The 16,977-nt window shown below is 59.1% G+C and carries 16 protein-coding genes; 5 read left to right on the top strand and 11 right to left on the bottom strand.

The window, feature by feature from the left end:
• Positions 1 to 109: 109 nt before the first annotated feature.
• Positions 110 to 1,084: a flagellar motor switch protein FliM gene (locus ACW9UQ_RS09000; protein ID WP_458930684.1), complete on the top strand. Its 975-nt coding sequence runs from the start codon at positions 110 to 112 to the stop codon at positions 1,082 to 1,084.
• On the opposite strand, the gene ACW9UQ_RS08995 is transcribed toward ACW9UQ_RS09000, so the two are convergent.
• From ACW9UQ_RS08995 to ACW9UQ_RS08950, 10 genes are all read right to left on the bottom strand, one after another.
• Positions 1,051 to 2,055 carry a P1 family peptidase gene (locus tag ACW9UQ_RS08995; protein ID WP_458930683.1) on the bottom strand — a complete coding sequence of 335 codons (1,005 nt, stop codon included), beginning with the start codon at positions 2,053 to 2,055 and terminating at the stop codon, positions 1,051 to 1,053. The genes ACW9UQ_RS09000 and ACW9UQ_RS08995 overlap by 34 nt on opposite strands.
• Positions 2,052 to 2,402 (bottom strand): cupin domain-containing protein, encoded by a 351-nt coding sequence (locus ACW9UQ_RS08990; protein WP_458930682.1) that lies wholly within the window; start codon positions 2,400 to 2,402, stop codon positions 2,052 to 2,054. Before ACW9UQ_RS08990 ends, ACW9UQ_RS08995 begins: the two co-directional genes overlap by 4 nt.
• Positions 2,402 to 3,130, bottom strand: coding sequence for a glucose 1-dehydrogenase (locus ACW9UQ_RS08985; RefSeq protein WP_458930681.1), 729 nt, complete (start codon positions 3,128 to 3,130; stop codon positions 2,402 to 2,404). Before ACW9UQ_RS08985 ends, ACW9UQ_RS08990 begins: the two co-directional genes overlap by 1 nt.
• 57 nt (positions 3,131 to 3,187) lie before the next feature.
• Positions 3,188 to 4,492, bottom strand: a complete 1,305-nt coding sequence (locus tag ACW9UQ_RS08980; RefSeq protein ID WP_458930680.1) for an MFS transporter — start codon at positions 4,490 to 4,492, stop codon at positions 3,188 to 3,190.
• 39 nt (positions 4,493 to 4,531) lie between these two features.
• Positions 4,532 to 5,128: a rhomboid family intramembrane serine protease gene (locus tag ACW9UQ_RS08975; protein ID WP_458930679.1), complete on the bottom strand. Its 597-nt coding sequence runs from the start codon at positions 5,126 to 5,128 to the stop codon at positions 4,532 to 4,534.
• Between the two features lie 348 nt (positions 5,129 to 5,476).
• Positions 5,477 to 6,925, bottom strand: a complete 1,449-nt coding sequence (locus ACW9UQ_RS08970) for an aldehyde dehydrogenase family protein (RefSeq protein ID WP_458930678.1) — start codon at positions 6,923 to 6,925, stop codon at positions 5,477 to 5,479.
• Positions 6,915 to 7,391 carry a hypothetical protein gene (locus ACW9UQ_RS08965; protein WP_458930677.1) on the bottom strand — a complete coding sequence of 159 codons (477 nt, stop codon included), beginning with the start codon at positions 7,389 to 7,391 and terminating at the stop codon, positions 6,915 to 6,917. Before ACW9UQ_RS08965 ends, ACW9UQ_RS08970 begins: the two co-directional genes overlap by 11 nt.
• On the bottom strand, positions 7,388 to 8,965 hold the full coding sequence (locus ACW9UQ_RS08960; protein ID WP_458930676.1) for an ABC transporter ATP-binding protein: 1,578 nt from the start codon (positions 8,963 to 8,965) through the stop codon (positions 7,388 to 7,390). The genes ACW9UQ_RS08965 and ACW9UQ_RS08960 overlap by 4 nt, the downstream gene beginning before the upstream one ends.
• Positions 8,962 to 9,777 (bottom strand): ABC transporter permease, encoded by an 816-nt coding sequence (locus ACW9UQ_RS08955; protein ID WP_458930708.1) that lies wholly within the window; start codon positions 9,775 to 9,777, stop codon positions 8,962 to 8,964. Before ACW9UQ_RS08955 ends, ACW9UQ_RS08960 begins: the two co-directional genes overlap by 4 nt.
• Positions 9,774 to 10,721 carry an ABC transporter permease gene (locus tag ACW9UQ_RS08950; protein WP_458930675.1) on the bottom strand — a complete coding sequence of 316 codons (948 nt, stop codon included), beginning with the start codon at positions 10,719 to 10,721 and terminating at the stop codon, positions 9,774 to 9,776. Before ACW9UQ_RS08950 ends, ACW9UQ_RS08955 begins: the two co-directional genes overlap by 4 nt.
• A 255-nt stretch (positions 10,722 to 10,976) precedes the next feature.
• Between ACW9UQ_RS08950 and ACW9UQ_RS08945 the strand changes: the two genes are divergently transcribed.
• Together ACW9UQ_RS08945 and ACW9UQ_RS08940 are read left to right on the top strand one after the other, a co-directional pair.
• The gene (locus ACW9UQ_RS08945) at positions 10,977 to 11,717 is read left to right on the top strand and encodes a type IV pili methyl-accepting chemotaxis transducer N-terminal domain-containing protein (RefSeq protein WP_458930674.1); all 741 of its coding nucleotides are present in this window, start codon (positions 10,977 to 10,979) and stop codon (positions 11,715 to 11,717) included.
• Positions 11,718 to 12,103: 386 nt separating this feature from the next.
• A complete protein-coding gene (locus ACW9UQ_RS08940; protein ID WP_458930673.1) occupies positions 12,104 to 13,027 on the top strand; it encodes a hypothetical protein in 924 nt (307 codons plus the stop codon).
• Positions 13,028 to 13,069: 42 nt separating this feature from the next.
• Here the strand turns inward: ACW9UQ_RS08940 and ACW9UQ_RS08935 are convergent, their stop codons facing one another.
• Positions 13,070 to 14,536 (bottom strand): ABC transporter substrate-binding protein, encoded by a 1,467-nt coding sequence (locus ACW9UQ_RS08935; RefSeq protein WP_458930672.1) that lies wholly within the window; start codon positions 14,534 to 14,536, stop codon positions 13,070 to 13,072.
• A gap of 170 nt (positions 14,537 to 14,706) precedes the next feature.
• Here ACW9UQ_RS08935 and ACW9UQ_RS08930 point away from each other — a divergent pair, with 170 nt between their 5' ends.
• Both ACW9UQ_RS08930 and ACW9UQ_RS08925 read left to right on the top strand, forming a co-directional pair.
• Positions 14,707 to 15,156, top strand: a complete 450-nt coding sequence (locus ACW9UQ_RS08930; protein ID WP_458930671.1) for a MarR family winged helix-turn-helix transcriptional regulator — start codon at positions 14,707 to 14,709, stop codon at positions 15,154 to 15,156.
• Between the two features lie 22 nt (positions 15,157 to 15,178).
• On the top strand, positions 15,179 to 16,948 hold the full coding sequence (locus tag ACW9UQ_RS08925) for a feruloyl-CoA synthase (RefSeq protein WP_458930670.1): 1,770 nt from the start codon (positions 15,179 to 15,181) through the stop codon (positions 16,946 to 16,948).
• The last annotated feature ends 29 nt before the right edge of the window (positions 16,949 to 16,977 follow it).

Raw genomic sequence — 16,977 nt, 5'->3', positions numbered from 1 at the left:
TTTCGAGGTGTGACGCATTTTAGCTAAGAAGCTGGGAACCGAATTAAGGGATTCTCAACCCCGAACCGCTCTAACACCCGTGAATGATCCTTTGCAGAATGCGAACACGATGTCCGGCGACGTCCTGAAGAAAAAGCTAAGTGAACGGCGAGTGGGGCGCTCTCCGCTGCCCGACCTTGACCTGATAGGCGAGAATTTCGGCCGCCTGCTGGAAGATGCCCTGCGCCCGCTGCTGAAAACCATCGTCGGCGCGCTGATCATGGAGTGTGAGATTACCAAGCTTGCCGATGTGATCGATTCGATCCCTGTGCCCGCAATGTTGGGCGTGGTGGAAAACGAAAGCACCGACCGGATGGCGCTGATCAATCTCAGCTCCAACCTTGTCTATCACATTGTCGACATGCGCATGGGCGGGGATGCCAACTCTGCCCCTTTGCCGACAACGCGGGGCTTTACCGCGATTGATGCGCAGCTTTGCATGGATATCTTCGACGGCATCCTCGATGCGTTCTCCAAGTCGCTTGAGGAAAGTCTGGGCGTTCCGCTGGACACACGGTTTTCCATTCTGGGCCATAAACAGGATGTGAATACCGTCCGTATCGCGCCCAAATCGGCGGATGTGCTGTTGCTAAGCGTGAGTCTGGATATCGGCGAGGCCGCGCGCAGCGGCGATTTCGATCTGATCTTGCCCCTTTCGATCCTTGATATCGTGCGGGCGTCAACCCTGCGGGTGGACCCCGCGCAAATTGACTCGCCAAACGATCTTTGGATGAAGCAGATGCGCAGCTCTGCTGCCGACGCTTCGGTGGGACTGCATGCAATCATTCATCAACACCAGATGTCGCTTGCTGAAGTGCAAGCGCTTACCCCCGGTCAGGTGCTGACATTCCGGCGCGAGGCGATGCAGAAACTGCAACTGGTCCAAAGCCTTGGCCAAGAGGAGCAGGCGGTCGTCGCCAAGGGTCGCCTAGGTGCATACGAAGGGCGCAAGGTTTTGAAACTGACCGAGGGACCGCCGGATGAGATGAAGCTGGCGCTGGGGCGCGCCATTCAGGCCGACGAGCCAGACCAGCAGGGCAGTTGATCACCTGCCGCTGGTGTTGCGGCAAATACACCGCGCGCGATGGCCCGCGCCAGGACGGTTGCGGCCTCATGTCCCAGCATCGCCAGATCCGCCGGTCCCGGCGTGGCGTCGGGCCTGCCCGTCGAGACAGCAAAAACCAGATCCCCATCTAAAGGTGTATGCGCCGGAACAATAGCCCGCGCCAGCCCGTCATGCGCCGCAGTCGCAACCCGCGTCAGCTCCGCCTTGGTCAGATGCGCATCTGTGGCGACTATCGCGATGGTTGTGGCCGTCCCTGGCGACAAGGCGGCAGACAGTTTGGTATCGCTCAGGCCAACGGGACGGTGCGGTGTCGCAGGTGCGCCGAGCCCGCCAAACTCCTCCCCGATCTCGAACGCGCCTGCCCAGAACTGTCGACTGCCCGGCGGGCAGACATGGCCCACAGGATTGACTGCGACCAATGCCCCGACGGTAATTCCGTTGTCCAAAATGACGGAGGCCGAGCCAAGCCCCCCCTTCAGCCGTGCCGTGATCGCCCCGGTCCCGGCACCATGGCTGCCAATCAGAAACCCCGGCCCGGCGGAGACAAATGCCTGCGCGCCAAGCCCGCAGTATGGGTTTTCTGCCCAACCCTTGTCACCGCCATTCATAAGATCAAACAGAATCGCAGCGGGCACAATCGGCACACGCACGTCGCCGACGGCAAAGCCCCGGCCCGCGGCCCGCAATCCCTCTGACACGCCAGAGGCCGCATCCAGCCCAAAAGCAGACCCGCCTGACAGAACCAACGCATCCACACCAGCAACGGTCTTATCCGGGGCCAGCAACTCCGTATCCCGCGTTCCGGGCGCACCGCCCATAACATGCACCGCAGCGGCAAAAGGTGCATCCGCCGTCAGCACGGTAACCCCGGTCTTGATCGCCGCATCTTCAGCATTCCCGACACGCAACCCGGCGATATCGGTAATCAGATTGCGCGGCCCTGCTTTCATAACCAGACCTTTGGCGCGGCGGTCGCGGCATCACCGGTATTCGGCTCACCGGCTGGTTCGATCAACAGCACCAGCGCCTCCTCATCGGCAACCGGGCGATGTTCCACGCCTTTGGGTACAACGAACATCTCCCCCCCGGACAGATCGACAACCCGGTCGCGCAGCTCAATCTGGATTTGTCCCTTGATCACAAGAAAGCAGTCATCGGTATCAGGATGAGAGTGCCATTCAAACGGCCCCTTCATCTTGGCCAGAAACACCTCATTCCCGTTATATGTCCCGACGATCCCCGGCTGGTAATAGCCGCTGATCCTCTGTGCCTTCTCTTTTAGATTAACCTTGCCCATCAAACGCAACGCCCCCCATCAACCTCAAGTGCAGCACCGGTGATCATACCCGCCTCGTCCGAGCATAAAAACGCGGCGGTGTTGCCCATATCCTCAGGCGTTGAAAACCGACCCAGCGGGATCGTTGACAGAAACTTCGCCCGCATTTCCGGCGTATCCTCACCCATGAAACTGGCAAGCAGCGGCGTCTCCCCCGCAACGGGACACAGCGCATTGACCCGGACACCATGGGGGGCGAGCTCCACCGCCATCGCCTTGGTCGCGGTGATCATCCAGCCTTTGGAGGCATTGTACCAGCTTAGCTTTGGCCGCGGGCTAAGGCCGGCTGTCGAAGCAACATTCAGGATTGCGCCTGATCCACGCGCTTTCATCGCTGGAACAAAGTGCTTTGCGGTCAGGTAAACCGACTTGGCGTTCACCGCGAAAATCCGGTCGAAGTCGTCCTCGGCAACATCCTCCATCAACGCGGGCAGATGGGTGATCCCGGCATTGTTGACCAAGATATCGACCTCCGGCCAAAGCTTTGCCATCGCAGCCACGCTTGCGTCACTCGCGACGTCGACCTGCTGCGCAGTCTGCCCCAGATCAGCCGCCAGTTCCGCAGCCGCATCTGCGTTGATATCCGCGATCATAACATCCGCGCCCTCGACGACGAACTTGCGCACAATCCCAGCGCCAAAGCCCGAGGCCCCACCAGTTACAATTACTCTCTTTCCCTTAAGTCTCATCGCCATCCTCCCCGTCTTTTTGCAAGGTGACAGAAGCCCGAGCAAAGGCAAGTACGCTTAGCCCCGCAATGGCCAGTGCCGATGCAGATCATCAATAATCACCCGATGCCGGTGCGGCACCGGCCCTTGCAGATGCGGGTGATCTGGTGATAAATCGGGGTGGTCATGAGGCAGATCGCCACTGGTCTCTCCGGGCCAGAGAAGCCAGGCCAGCAGGATCGCCGGAACACTCATCCCTGCCAACCCCATCGCAGCAACACCTGCCCCCCAGACAGAGCCGAGCCAGCCCGCCAGTGGATAGGTAATCAGCCAGCAAAGATGTGACAACGCGAATTGCGCAGCAAATACTGCAGGTAGATCAACATGATGCGCTGAGCGGCGCAGCAACCGCCCCGATGGCGTCACAACCATGGAAAAGCCCAGCCCCAACACAATCCAGATTGCCAGCAACCCGGCCCATCCCGGCGGGGTCACCGCATATGCACCAAGTCCAGCGGCCATGATCACTGCGCCAAGCGTCATTACCTGACGGTCAGGCACCCGCTCCAACAGGCCCGGCAGAGCCATAGCCGCAAGGATAGAGCCCACCCCATAGGCAGCAAGGGACAAGGCCAGATCAGTCTCGCCCAAACCCAGATCGCTTTGCACAATCACCACCGAGTTGACGATCACCATAGAACTGGCTGCCGCGGCCACAAGGTTCAGCGCCAGCAACCCGCGCAGTCGCGGCGTAGCCAGAAAGATGCGCACCCCTCGGGTCGCCCTGTCGATGAAACGCCCGCCCTGAGGGGCGCTTTGCGGCAGGGTTACACTTAGGATCAGAACGGCAGACGCGACAAACCCCAGCGCCGTGCCGGCAAACAGCGCGCTAAACGGCATCACCAGCAGCAGCACAGCAGCCAGGAGCGGGCTCAGCAATGCCTCCATTTCATAGGCCAGACGCGACAGGGTCAGCGCTTTTGTATAGGTGTTCTCGTCCGGCAGAAGCTCCGGAATGGTGGCCTGAAAGGCGGGCGTAAATGCCGCCGAGGCCGCCTGCATCAGAAACACCAGCAAATATATCTGCCAGATTTGCGAGACAAACGGCAGGCACAGAACCAACCCGGCACGCAGCAGATCAAGACTCACCAAAAACCGTCGCCGCGATATCCGAGCCGCTGCGGCCTGCGCCAGCGGGGCCAACCCGACATAGGCCACCATCTTGATGAACAAAACCGTCCCAAGAACAAGGCCAGCCCGGTCCCCGGCAAGGTCATAGGCCAGCAAACCCAATGCGACCGTGATCAGGCCGGTTCCGGCCAAGGAAAGTATCTGGGCGGCAAAAAGCCGACGATAAATAGGGTTGTGTAACGGCGTCAGCATAGGGGTTAGCCTAGCATCTGTCCCTGCGTCCGGCCAGCATCAGCGGCGGCGGCGCACAACCGGAATGGAACTAACGCCCTCAAAGGTCGGAGGATGTGGCGGATGACCGTCCACCCGTATCCAAAATTGTCCACCGCCCTGACGCAGAAAGTAGGGCACCACCATCGCGACCCCCGCGACGAATCCCCCGACATGCGCCCAATAGGCAACACCGCCGCCGCCAACACCGACCTGCGATGCACCACTGAACACCTGCAAACCAAACCAGACGCCCAGAACTACCCAGGCCGGAAGTGCAATCAGCCGCCAGAAAAACCCAAGCACCAGAAGCACATCGACCCGCGCTTTCGGAAACAGCAATAAATAGCCACCCATAACCCCCGCAATCGCCCCCGAAGCTCCAACCGTCGGGACGGTCGATGTCGGGTCCGCAACAATATGCGCCGCCGCTGCACCGAGCCCGGACAAAAGATAAAAGATCAAAAACCAGATATGCCCAAAACTGTCCTCCAGATTGTCGCCAAAAATCCACAAGAACAGCATGTTGCCCGCCAGATGCATGAAGCCGCCATGCAAAAACATAGAGGTCAGCACCGATTGATAATCCCCCTGCTGGGTAACCATTGCCGGGATCATTGCATACTCGCCAAAAAACCGGCCAGTTGGCGAGGCTGATCCAGAATACCCGCATAGCTGACAAAAACGACGATATTGACCACCATCAGACCCCAGGTGACAAATGGCATTCGACGAGACGGATTATGATCCCGGATCGGTAACATCTGCCGATAGTGCGGTGTTACTGATCAAAGGTCTATGCTGGAAATGGCCCTTTCGGACCATGCCTCCGGCGGGGATATTTTTGGAACAATGAAGAGAAGATGCCAGAGCCACCTTCACTGTTCTGCAAATATCCGCCGCCGGCAGGCTCGGGCCGAAGGCCAAAGATAGTCTTGCCTCCGTCAGGCGGCGCATTCTGGCGGATCAGCCGTGCCGAGCCGCGACGGTTTTCAGGGTAGAAAAGCCATAGAGCGCCTCAAAGCCCTTTTCGCGGCCATGCCCCGATTTCCCAACCCCCCCGAACGGCAATTCAACACCGCCGCCCGCACCGTAGTTGTTCAGAAAGACCTGCCCGGCCTGCAACGCTTTTGCCAACCGCATCTGGCGCGCGCCGTCTGCCGTCCAGACTGCAGCGACCAGGCCGTATTGCGTGTTGTTTGCGATCGCTATGGCCTCCGCCTCGGTATCAAATGGCAGGCAGAGTTGTACAGGGCCGAAAATCTCTTCCTGCGCCAAGCAACTATCGGGGCCGGGGCCGGCCAGCAGATGCGGAGCAAGATAGTGGCCACCGACGGGTGCGTCGGCGGTGACTTCGCCAGAGGCAAGAATCTCGGCGGGGTCAGCAAGGTTCAGATACCCTTCGACGATCTGTTTTTGGCGAGCAGAGATGAGCGGGCCGAGCGTCAGGTCGTGCTTTGCGGGACCTGCCTGCATGGCGCGATAGGCTTCGGCCATGCGGGCCGTCAGCTCATCCCAGATCGGCCGCTGGATCAGAATGCGCGATGCGGCCGAGCAGGTCTGGCCCGCATTCTGCACCCCGGCATTAACCAAAAACGGCAATGCAGCTTCCAGATCCGCATCATCAAATACGATCTGCGGAGACTTGCCCCCCAGCTCCAATGTCACCGGCACAACATTGTCAGCCGCCGCTTTCTGGATCAGCGCGCCGATCGCCACCGATCCTGTGAAAGAAATATGCTGAATGCAGGGATGCGCAGACAGGGCCGCCCCTGCGTCTTCCCCGGTTCCGGGTACCACATTCAGCGCGCCATCCGGCAGACCGGCCTCTACCGCCAGACGCGCGAAGGCGAGTGCGGTCAGCGACGCCTCTTCGGCTGGTTTCAGCACACAGGCATTGCCCATGGCCAGCGCTGCCCCGACAGACCGGCCGATGATTTGCATCGGGTAGTTCCAGGGTATGATATGCGCCGTCACACCATGCGGTTCGCGAAGCGTATAAACGGTGTAGCCGTCCTGATAGGGGATAGTTTCGCCCATCACTTTATCCGCCGCACCGCCATAAAACTCCATGTAGCGCGCCAGCGCGATGGCATCATTGCGCGCCTGGGTCAGGGGTTTGCCGACATCGCGCGCCTCGATCTCAGCAAGCTCGTCAATGCGTGCCTCCACCAGCCTGCCGATCCGAGTCAGAATTCGCCCCCGCTCGACCGCCTGAGTACACCCCCAGACACCGTCGCGCGCCTGGGCGGCAGCGGCCACAGCTTTGTCGATATCCGCTGCCGTGCCGCTGGCGATGGCTGCGAACTCCTGACCTGTTGACGGGTCTTCGACCGGCAATGTCGCTGCGGCCGGCTCCCAGACCCCACCGATCAGCATTTCAGTGGGATCGAACCATATTGCGCTATCGTTCATCCGGCCCTCCATCATTTCGAAATTCCTGCCACCGTTTATCGCCACTGCCAAGGGTGCGAAATGCGCCCGCTGAATAGGTGCTGATCACCGTCTCCCAGAACATCTGAGCAGCGTAATTTTTGGAAAGTTGCGCGACATGCCACGTGCCGGGAAACTGATCAAACAACATCTGCGCTGCTGCTGCACCTTTACCGATGCGGCAGTGTTCGGGGCGGATATAGAACTCCGCCACCTGCATCGCCTCTCCATCCAACCGAACCAGCGCAAAGCCGATGGTCTGATCTCCATCCGCGATCAGAAAAGGCCAGCGGGTGGTTTCCGTCCAATAGAGATCGAAATACCGATCATGCCAGATCCCGTCTGCATCAGGTTCCGCGCCAGTGAACTCCGCCATCTCGGCCAGATAGGCCTGCATCAGGGCCGCAACCTCGGCCTTTGCGTCATTGGCGGCGCGTAAGCGGATCATCCCACCTCCAGAACCGGCGCTGCGGCCATCAACTCTATCGTGTAGGGGTGCTGGGGATCAGACAGCACGTCTTCTGTCGGGCCTTCTTCGACGATCTTGCCCGCTTTCATCACCAACACCCGGTCCGTAATCCGGCGCACCACATGCAGATCATGAGAGATAAACAGATAGCTCAGGCCGAAGCGTTCCGACAGATCCGCCAGCAGATCGAGGATCTGCGCCCGGATCGACACATCGAGGGCCGAGACCGCCTCGTCCAGAATGATCAGCTCCGGCTTGATGATAAGCACACGGGCGATGGCAATCCGCTGGCGTTGCCCGCCCGAGAATTCATGGATGTATTTGTCCGCATCCGACGCCTGCAGCCCGACGCTTTCCAGCGCCTCGGCCACAGCGGTACGGCGGGCGTCGCCCTTAGGCGGTGCGTCCAGCAGATGAAACGGTTCGGCCACTAGGCGAGACACCTTATGCCGCGGGTTAAAGCTGCCGTAGGGGTCCTGAAACACGACCTGCATGCGGGCGCGGATATGGCGCGGCATCGGGGCGGGCACCGGCTGGCCGTCGAATTGCATCGTCCCGCCCTGCCAGGCCTCAAGCCCCAGAAGGGCGCGGGTCAGCGTGGACTTGCCGCAGCCGCTTTCCCCTACCAGACCAACACTTTCGCCGCGCCTGATAGTCAGGCTAACACCATCCACTGCGGTGACATCTGGCAACGCACGGAAAAGCGTGGTGCCGCGCGCGGGATAGCGCCGCACAAGATCGCGCAGCTCCAGCATCGGCGCGTCATGGCTTTCAGTGGCCCGGTCGGGTTGATGCACTGAGGCCTCGAACAGGGCTTTGGTATAGGGGTGCCGGATAGCGCCAAAGACCTCGTGCACCGGGCCGGCCTCTACCACCCGCCCGTGCCGCATGATCGAGATATCGTCCGCCAGCCCAGACACCACAGCAAGGTCATGCGTGATGAAAATCGCGCCCATGCCATCCTCATTCACCAGCTTGCGGATCAGTTGCAGGATCTGCGCCTGCGTCGTCACATCCAGCGCGGTGGTCGGCTCATCTGCGATCAGCAGTTTCGGATGCCGGACTATGGCCGCAGCAATCACAACGCGTTGCCGCTGCCCGCCCGACAGCTGATGCGGATAGCGCTGCATGGGCACCCGGTCCGGCGTCAGCCCAACGCGGATCAGGGCGGCCTGGGCCTCCTGCTGCGCCGCGCGGCGTGATCCGCCATGGTGCTGCAGCACCGTTTCGGCCACCTGCGCACCGATGGTCTGCACCGGGTTCAGCGCGGTCATCGGCTCCTGAAAGACCATGCCGATTTCATCCCCGCGCAGGCCGCACATCTCAGCCTCGCTCAGACCGGTCAGCTCCTGCCCGCTCAGTTGGATCGACCCACGCATCTCGCTGCCATAGGGCAGCAGCCGCATCACCGAAAGGGCTGTCATCGACTTGCCCGAGCCACTTTCCCCGATCAGACCATGAATCCGGCCTGCCTGAACCTCGATATTAACGTTATCAAGAATACTCTGGCCGTGGATCGACAGGCTTAGATCGCGGATCGACAAAAGGCTCATCGCGCGCCCCTTCGCAAACGGGGGTCCAGCACATCGCGCAACCCGTCGCCTATCAGGTTCAGGCCCAGAACGGTCAGCACGATTGCCAGTCCGGGGAACAAGGCCAGATGGGGGTGGCCATAGATCAATGTCTGACTTTCTGCCAGCATCCGGCCCCAGCTGGGCATTGGTGGCTGCGCGCCCAGCCCGACATAGGACAAACCCGCCTCGGCCAGAATACCAAGGCTGAACTGGATAGTGCCCTGAACGATCAGGATATTGGTGATGTTCGGCAGAATATGTTCGACGCTGATCCGCCCTGCCCCCTTGCCCGACACCCGTGCGGCCATGATGAATTCCCGCGACCAAAGGGACAGCGCCGCACCGCGTGTCAAACGGGCAAAGACGGGAATGTTGAAAATACCGATCGCGATGATCGCATTGATTGCCGAGTGTCCGAATACCGCTGTGATCATGATCGCGATCAGCAATGACGGGAAGGCAAAGATCAGGTCATTGCCGCGCATGATCACTTCGTCCAGCCAGCCGCCGCGCCGCGCTGCCGCCAGAAGACCCAGCGGAACACCCGCGCCCATGCCGATCCCAACGGCCACCAGCGCCACCGCGATAGAAATCCGCGCGCCCACCATAATCATCGACAGAATATCGCGTCCGAAATGATCCGTGCCAAAAAGATGTTCAGCACCTGGGCGGATCAGCTTTCTAGAGATTTCCAGTGCTTCGACATCATACGGCGTCCAGAAAAAGGACAGAAGGGCCGCCGCCACAAATACCCCTGCCAGTGCCGCACCAAAGATCAGAACCCGCATCAGCGTCGTCCCCGCAGTCGCGGATCGACCCAGGCGTAGGCTATGTCGACGAGAAATGTCACCATGACCACGGCAAAGACCAGCATCATAAGGACACTTTCCACCACGATCAGATCACGCTGGGCGACAGACTGAAAAATCAGACGACCCAGACCTGGCAGATAGAAGACCTGCTCGATTATGATCGCCCCGGCCAGAAGGAAGGAAAATTGCAGCCCCAGAATGGTTAGCACCGGGATCAGGGCGTTACGCAATGCGTGGCGCCGCAATACCTGTGACCGGCTAAGGCCCCGCGCCCGGGCGGTGCGGATAAAATCCTCGCTTAGCGTGTCGATCAACGCTGAGCGCATTACCCGTGCCAGAATAGAGGCCTGGGGCAGCGCCAGCGCTATGGCGGGCAGGGTTAGGGCCTTAAGACCGGGCCAAATGCCATTTTCCCACCCCGGAAACCCACCCGGGGGCAGCAAACCAAGGTTAATCGCAAACATCAAAACCAGCAGCATTGCGAACCAGAAATTCGGCACTGCGATGCCCAGTTGCGTGATGCTCATCACACCGAAATCCGCCGGACGCCCACGGCGCGACGCGGCCAGAATGCCCGCAGGAAACGCGATGACAACGGTCAGAACCAGTGCATAGATCGTCAGTGGCAATGAGACTTTCAGCCGGTCGGCCACCATCCCCGCAACTTCTGTCCGGTAGGTGTAAGATATGCCGAAATCCCCCACCAGCATGCCGCCTGTCCAACTCAGATACCGCGCGACAGGCCCCTGATCGAGGCCCAGTTCCGTCCGCAAGGCGGCAATTGTCTCAGGCTGTGCGTTAATCCCCAGCATGTAAGAGGCCGGATCGCCTGGCACGACCTCCAGCGTCAGAAAAACCACCAGACTTGCCACCAACAGGGTCAGGGCAAGTGTCAGGGCACGGCGTAAGACATAATTCAGCATTCCGGCTCGTTTCTGACAGCCGAAACGCATCGGCCAATATGAGATGATTAACCTGACGCGACGTTCAGGTCGAGATGCGACATATTTCACCCGTTCCAAGGGAGAAATCTGCTGGAAATGCGCCAGGAATCCCCAGATACAGGCACTGCTTGATCAACGACCCACCCAAACAGGCAGGTAAGGACTCAGCAGCACGTATTTTCAAGCGGAATGCGGGCTGTGCAACGCCATGACCAATTCTTACAGGAAAACAGAATGTTCGGGGACCATTCTAAAAAACCTAACCGATGGGCAGCCATCGCCATTACTGCAGCACTGCTTGCGCAACCAGCCGCCGCAGAACAAACCAATGCAGCGGCAGATATCACGGCCAAACGGATTGCTTTGGCCGGAAATCAGCGGATGCTGGCTGAAACTATGGCCAAATCGTTGTGCTTTGTGCAGTCGGACATCGAGGCAGAGACGCATCGTGCCGACTTAGTGGCGCACTCTGAAATCTATGCCCGCACGCATCAAGCCTTGCTTGATGGAGACACCACAATCGGTATCCCTGCTGAGCAGCAGCCAGCGGCGATCCAGCACTGGCGCGATGTCGACAGAGTATGGACAGAGATGGCCGACCTCAGTTCGATTCTGATCGCCGACCTTCGTGCGCAGCACGCACAGGAGCTGGAAGGCACGGGGGGTATCGTAACAGGCCTGCTGATCGACCTCTATGAGCGCCAGTTGATGCTGGGGGAACTCCTGACGAAAGAGGTTTGTCTGATCGCTCGCGATTTCCAGACAGACAAAACTCGTGCCAAGCTGGATGAAACCATAGTGATGCTGGTCAATTCGATGGCGGCGTTTCAGGATGGCATGCCTCAGCTTGGCATTCCGGCAGCACCGACGCAGGACGTCGCAGACAGACTGGCCAGCGCACAAAACAGCTTGCACGAATCGCTCCGCTGGCGGAGGCGGCAAAAAGTGGCCAGCCTGTCTCAAAGGACGACCTGATCGCCTTCGACGCCGGTATGGAGCAGTTCCTGTCCGAGATGAAAGCCGCCATCCAGCTGTTGCTAGAACATGAGGCTGCCCAAGCCTAAGAGCGACAGAACATCCGCTTTTTTAAGTTGTTGGGCGGGCATAGAAAAAACGCTGTGCCCGTTCGAACTAGGTCGAACCTGAGACCAAAGTCGCAAGCGCGTCAATTTGTCTCTGCGGAAACTCTATTGTTATTTAAGATAGCTGTTTTTGGTCCAAATGTGACCACAATACTGCCACCTCAGCTAATTTTAAGTAAACTCAAATCAAAGCACGCTGAGCAGGAGGCGACGCCAACCAAAGGACGTTGGCTTCGGTTCCGCACTTCGTGTTTTAGCGCATTGCAGGAGCTTTTTTGAATGTCCGACTCATACACCTTCGCAAGCAAGTGCCTTGGCGCACTTGCTTTGTTTATGACCGTTGCGGGGCCGCAGTTGGCGACCGCCGATGAAAATGACCAGATTGCTGTCTCGCCTGAAACCGTTGGCAAGCGTATTGCAATTGCAGGGCGTCAACGCATGCTGGCCGAAAGCATGGCCAAATCGACCTGCTACGCGCAGTCCGAAGTCGACGCCAAGGGCAGCCTGCAGAACCTTTACGTAACATGGAATGTTTATGGCTGGTATCATCAGGGTATCTATTTCGGTAATCCGCAGTTGGAACTTTTCCCTGAAACTGACAAGCGCGTCATCCGTCGCTGGCAAGAGGCCGACAAGACATGGGTCAGGGTATCGCCAATCGGGCAGGCAGCCTGGCAGGGGCAAACTCTTTCCCCTTCGCAGTTCGAGACCTTTATGGACCAGACTGGCGAGATGTCTGAGTTGAACAACCTCTTGGTTTCGGAGTTACGCGCGCGCTATGGTGACAAGATCGCAGCGTCAGGCGGACAAATGTCCGCACTGTTGATCGACCTTTATGAGCGTCAGCGTATGTTGGGTCAGAAACTGTCGAAAGAGGTCTGCCTGATCGCGCGTGATTTCCAGACTGAAGAGATGCGTGCCTCCCTCGGCACCACCATTTCCACTTTCTCCAACTCTCTGGATGCTTTCATAACCGGCATGCCGGGGCTAAATATCCCGCCGGCACCGACGCCAGAGATCAAGGATCGTTTGGTCACCGCAAAAAGCCACTGGACCGCAATCACCGAAGTGGCCCAAGCGACTGAAACCGGTGGACAGATCTCACGCGAAGATCTGGTGCGTTTTCGTGAAGAAATGGACCTGTTCCTGTCGGACATGACCATGGCGATCAACCTGCTGGTCGCGCATGAAGCCGCTAAATAAGACAAAAAGCGCCCCACCTGCAAAGGCGGGGCGCTTTGTGGATCATTCTTCCCAATAAACCCCGGTCAGGTCATTTGCCTGTGTCGGCGCGTTTTCCCACAGCCCGACAATGCGGGCATCTGCGACACCGGTTTTGGCCAGTTGGAACAGATAAGCGTTGACGTAATCGTCAGCGATGGTTTCCTCGATGGTTTTCAGGATCGCATCGCGGTCAGCCGGATCCGTCATGCCGTCCAGTCCCTTGACTAGCGCCTGAACTGCGGGATTGTCATACTGAAAATAGTAATCCGGGCGCGCGTAGATCCCGATATCCATAGGCTCGGTATGGCTGACAATGGTCAGGCCGAAATCCTTACCCCGGAAAACTTCCTCCAACCACTGCGCCCATTCCAGATTGGTGATCTCTGTCTTGATCCCGACCGCGCGCAATTGGCTGGCGATGATCTCTCCGCCGCGCCGGGCATATGAAGGTGGCGGCAGCTTCAACGTGGTAGTGAAACCATCAGCATACCCAGCCTCAGCCAACAACGCCTTGGCCTTTTCAGGGTCATAGGCAGAGCGGGAGGTCAGATCCAGATAGGCCGGGTGATGCGGCGCGAAATGCGTGCCGATTGGGGTGCCATACCCGAACATTGCGCCATCAATGATCGCCTGCCGGTCGATGGCATGAGCAATCGCCTGACGCACTTTTACGTTGTTAAAGGGCTCCGCCTTGTTGTTAATCGCCAGGATCGTCTCACCCTCGGTGGAGCCGACAATCACCTTAAACCGTGGATCAGCCTCGAACTGCGCCAGATTTTCCGGGGCCGGAAACACCGGAAACGCATCCAGATCGCCCGCCATCATCGCGGCAAAGGCTGCGTTTGGATCCGGAATGAACTTGAAGGTCGCCTTCTCCAGCTTCGGCGCTTCGCCCCAGTAATCGGCATTCCTAACAATCTCGATACTGTCGCCTTGCGTCCATTTCGAGAACTTGAATGGTCCGGTTCCCACAGGCGCGCTGGTCAGGGTTTCGACGTCGCTTTCGTCAATTATAATCGCATCCCCCCAGGCCAGATTGAACAACAACGCACCAGTGGGCTGAGCAACCGTGATCTCCACCGTGGTATCATCAATCACATTGACACTGTCGATGGCTTCAAACAGCGCTTTTTGTGCGTTGGTGCTGTCCTCGGCCCTTGCCCTCTCAAGCGAAAACTTCACGTCATCCGCGGTAAAGGCCGCGCCATCATGAAAGGTCACACCAGAACGCAGGGTGAAGGTATAAGACAACCCGTCCTCTGCAATCTCCCAGCTTTCGGCCAGCGCCGGAATAACCGATCCATCGGCGGTGAACCGGGTCAGGCCCTCATAGATATTTGCATAGACCACCTCATCAATCGCGGCGGCAGCGGCCGAGGTTGGGTCCAGATGCGGCGGCTCCAGTTGCATACCGATGGTGATATCGCTTTGCTGGGCCTGAGCCGCACCAGCGGCCAGAACTGCAGTTAAAAGAACCAGATGCTTCATCTCAGCTCTCCCTGTTGGTTATTGTTAAGCTGATCTTCGGATGCAGGCGGCGGTGGGTCAATGGGTTTGACACCTGTATTGGTGCATTTCCGGGCAGCAAAACCAGTTATTTCGTTTACCAGGTTAACAATCTACGCTACTGATTGCCGAAACACGGACGGAGGAAAAGGATGGGCGCCGACCCTCGGTCACCGAAATCACCCGACCTGGAAAAGCTGATCGGGTATAATCTGAAACGCGCCTATGTGACTGTCCAGGCAGACTTTCGCCGCGCCATGGGGCAGGACGGACTGGCCCCGCGCGTGTTTTCAGCGCTGTCGTTGGTTGTGCAACACCCCGAGATTACCCAAAGCGGTCTGGCGCGCATGCTTGGCATCGAACGCTCTGGTCTGGTTGCGATCGTTGACGAACTTGAGGCACGCGGCCTGATCCGCCGCGATGCCATGCCCGGCGACCGGCGTGTCCATGCACTGGTCCCTACTGAGCAGGGCCACGCCACCTATATCACCGCGCTGGCGACGGTTCAGGCGCATGAGGATGCGGTGCTGTCTGGCCTGACAGCGGACGAGCGCAAGACCCTGCTCGCCCTGCTGCGGAAGATCCGCGTGGATGACAACTAGGACTTAGGTGCGGAGGCAACAGATGACCAACCCGGATGTCTGGACCCCGGACTTCACCTATGATCATCAGCCCGATGGCACGATCATCATGCGGCAGACGGCACCGCTGCCGGATCATCCGGCAATACTGGCAGATTATCTGGACAAATGGGCAGAGGAGACGCCGGATCAAACCTGGATCGCGCGGCGCGGGGCCGACGGCACGTGGCAACGCATTTCCTATGGCACAGCAAGGCAGCAGGCGATGGCCATTGGCGGCGCGCTGTTGGCCTTAGGTCTAGGGCCCGAACGGCCGCTTCTGATCCTGTCGGAAAACAGTCTTGAACACGCGCTGCTGGGGGCAGCCTGCCTTTACACTGGTATCCCCTATGCGCCCGTGTCCCCGGCCTATTCGCTACTGTCGAAAGATCATGCAAAGCTGAAAGACATCGCCGCCAACCTGCAACCAGGCGCGCTATATGCCGATGACGGACAGGCCTTTGCTGCGGCTTTCGCTGCGATTGCGGCAGAGGACCACCATGTGATTACGCGGACCAACACGCCGGACAGGGGTGTTGTTTTCGATGACCTGCTGAAGGGCGATCCCGCCCTGGCGCGCGATGCAAGGGCAAAGCTGCAGCCCGATACGGTGGTCAAATACCTGTTCACCTCAGGCTCTACCGGATCGCCCAAAGCGGTGATCAACACCAATGGCATGATCTCAGCCATGCAGGCGATGGTCCGCGATTGCTACCGTTTCGTGCAGAAAGGCCCGCCCGTGGTGCTGGACTGGGCCCCTTGGAACCACACCGCAGCTGGCAACAAAGTCTCCTACTTCGTGCTGACCAATGGGGGGACCTATTACATCGATGATGGCCGCCCGCAGCCCGGCAAATTCGATGAAACCTTGCGCAATCTGCGCGAGATTTCGTGTACCTGGTATTTCAACGTGCCCATCGGCTGGGACATGCTGGTGGAAGAGCTGGAAAAAGACGCGGAACTGGCCGCCACATTTTTTAGTCGCCTCGATATGATGTTCTATGCAGGCGCTGGCATGGCGCAGCACACCTGGGATCGACTGCGCGCCATTGGGCGCAAAACCACCGGGCATGAGGTCCTGCTCTCTACAAGCCTGGGGGCCACGGAAACCGCCCCCTTCGCATTGGCCTGTACCGATGTGCAGGAAAAGTCCGGTAATGTCGGCGTCCCGGCCCGGGGCCTTTCAATGAAGTTGGTCCCCAATGGTGGCAAGCTGGAATTGCGGCTGAAAGGGCCCAGCATCACGCCGGGCTACTACGGCGATGCTGAACGGACACGGCAGGCCTTCGACGATGAGGGGTACTACCGCATGGGCGATGCGTTGCGCCCTGCTGATCCGGGGGATTTTTCCAAAGGCTTCTTCTTTGACGGGCGCATCGCAGAGAACTTCAAACTCAGCACCGGCACCTGGGTCCCGGTCGGGGCCGTTCGCGCAGGTCTTGTCGATGCAATGCAGGGCCTGATCCGCGATGCCGTTATCGTGGGCGAGAACCAGGCGGAACTGGGCGCGCTGCTGATCCTGTCGGACACGGCGGAGACAATGGAGGGCACGGCGCGCATGGCGGCGCTGACCGACAGATTGGCCGCGGCTGCTAGGGAGGCAACCGGCTCTGCCACCCGCGTCAGACGCGCCATGGTCCTGCCGCACGCGCCCAGCTTTGACCGTGGCGAGATCACCGAAAAGGGATCGCTGAACCAGCAAGCGCTAAGGCGCAACAACACCGATCTTGTGGTAGATCTTTATGCGGGAAAAGGCGACTTTATCTGCGCGTGATGCGCCGGGAAATTCGGACGTTAAAGCTG

It is taken from the genome of Halovulum sp. GXIMD14793 (genome assembly GCF_054457435.1).
The sequence above is the reverse complement of the archived record's forward strand: the minus strand, read 5'-3'. Positions and strand labels throughout refer to the sequence as shown.

Bases quoted from the DNA above. Each gene is read 5' to 3' on its own strand.
- ACW9UQ_RS09000 (WP_458930684.1), top strand. From the start codon at position 110: ATGTCCGGCGACGTCCTGAAGAAAAAGCTAAGTGAACGGCGAGTGGGG.
- ACW9UQ_RS08995 (WP_458930683.1), bottom strand. From the start codon at position 2,055: ATGAAAGCAGGGCCGCGCAATCTGATTACCGATATCGCCGGGTTGCGT.
- ACW9UQ_RS08990 (WP_458930682.1), bottom strand. From the start codon at position 2,402: ATGGGCAAGGTTAATCTAAAAGAGAAGGCACAGAGGATCAGCGGCTAT.
- ACW9UQ_RS08985 (WP_458930681.1), bottom strand. From the start codon at position 3,130: ATGAGACTTAAGGGAAAGAGAGTAATTGTAACTGGTGGGGCCTCGGGC.
- ACW9UQ_RS08980 (WP_458930680.1), bottom strand. From the start codon at position 4,492: ATGCTGACGCCGTTACACAACCCTATTTATCGTCGGCTTTTTGCCGCC.
- ACW9UQ_RS08975 (WP_458930679.1), bottom strand. From the start codon at position 5,128: ATGATCCCGGCAATGGTTACCCAGCAGGGGGATTATCAATCGGTGCTG.
- ACW9UQ_RS08970 (WP_458930678.1), bottom strand. From the start codon at position 6,925: ATGAACGATAGCGCAATATGGTTCGATCCCACTGAAATGCTGATCGGT.
- ACW9UQ_RS08965 (WP_458930677.1), bottom strand. From the start codon at position 7,391: ATGATCCGCTTACGCGCCGCCAATGACGCAAAGGCCGAGGTTGCGGCC.
- ACW9UQ_RS08960 (WP_458930676.1), bottom strand. From the start codon at position 8,965: ATGAGCCTTTTGTCGATCCGCGATCTAAGCCTGTCGATCCACGGCCAG.
- ACW9UQ_RS08950 (WP_458930675.1), bottom strand. From the start codon at position 10,721: ATGCTGAATTATGTCTTACGCCGTGCCCTGACACTTGCCCTGACCCTG.
- ACW9UQ_RS08945 (WP_458930674.1), top strand. From the start codon at position 10,977: ATGTTCGGGGACCATTCTAAAAAACCTAACCGATGGGCAGCCATCGCC.
- ACW9UQ_RS08940 (WP_458930673.1), top strand. From the start codon at position 12,104: ATGTCCGACTCATACACCTTCGCAAGCAAGTGCCTTGGCGCACTTGCT.
- ACW9UQ_RS08935 (WP_458930672.1), bottom strand. From the start codon at position 14,536: ATGAAGCATCTGGTTCTTTTAACTGCAGTTCTGGCCGCTGGTGCGGCT.
- ACW9UQ_RS08930 (WP_458930671.1), top strand. From the start codon at position 14,707: ATGGGCGCCGACCCTCGGTCACCGAAATCACCCGACCTGGAAAAGCTG.
- ACW9UQ_RS08925 (WP_458930670.1), top strand. From the start codon at position 15,179: ATGACCAACCCGGATGTCTGGACCCCGGACTTCACCTATGATCATCAG.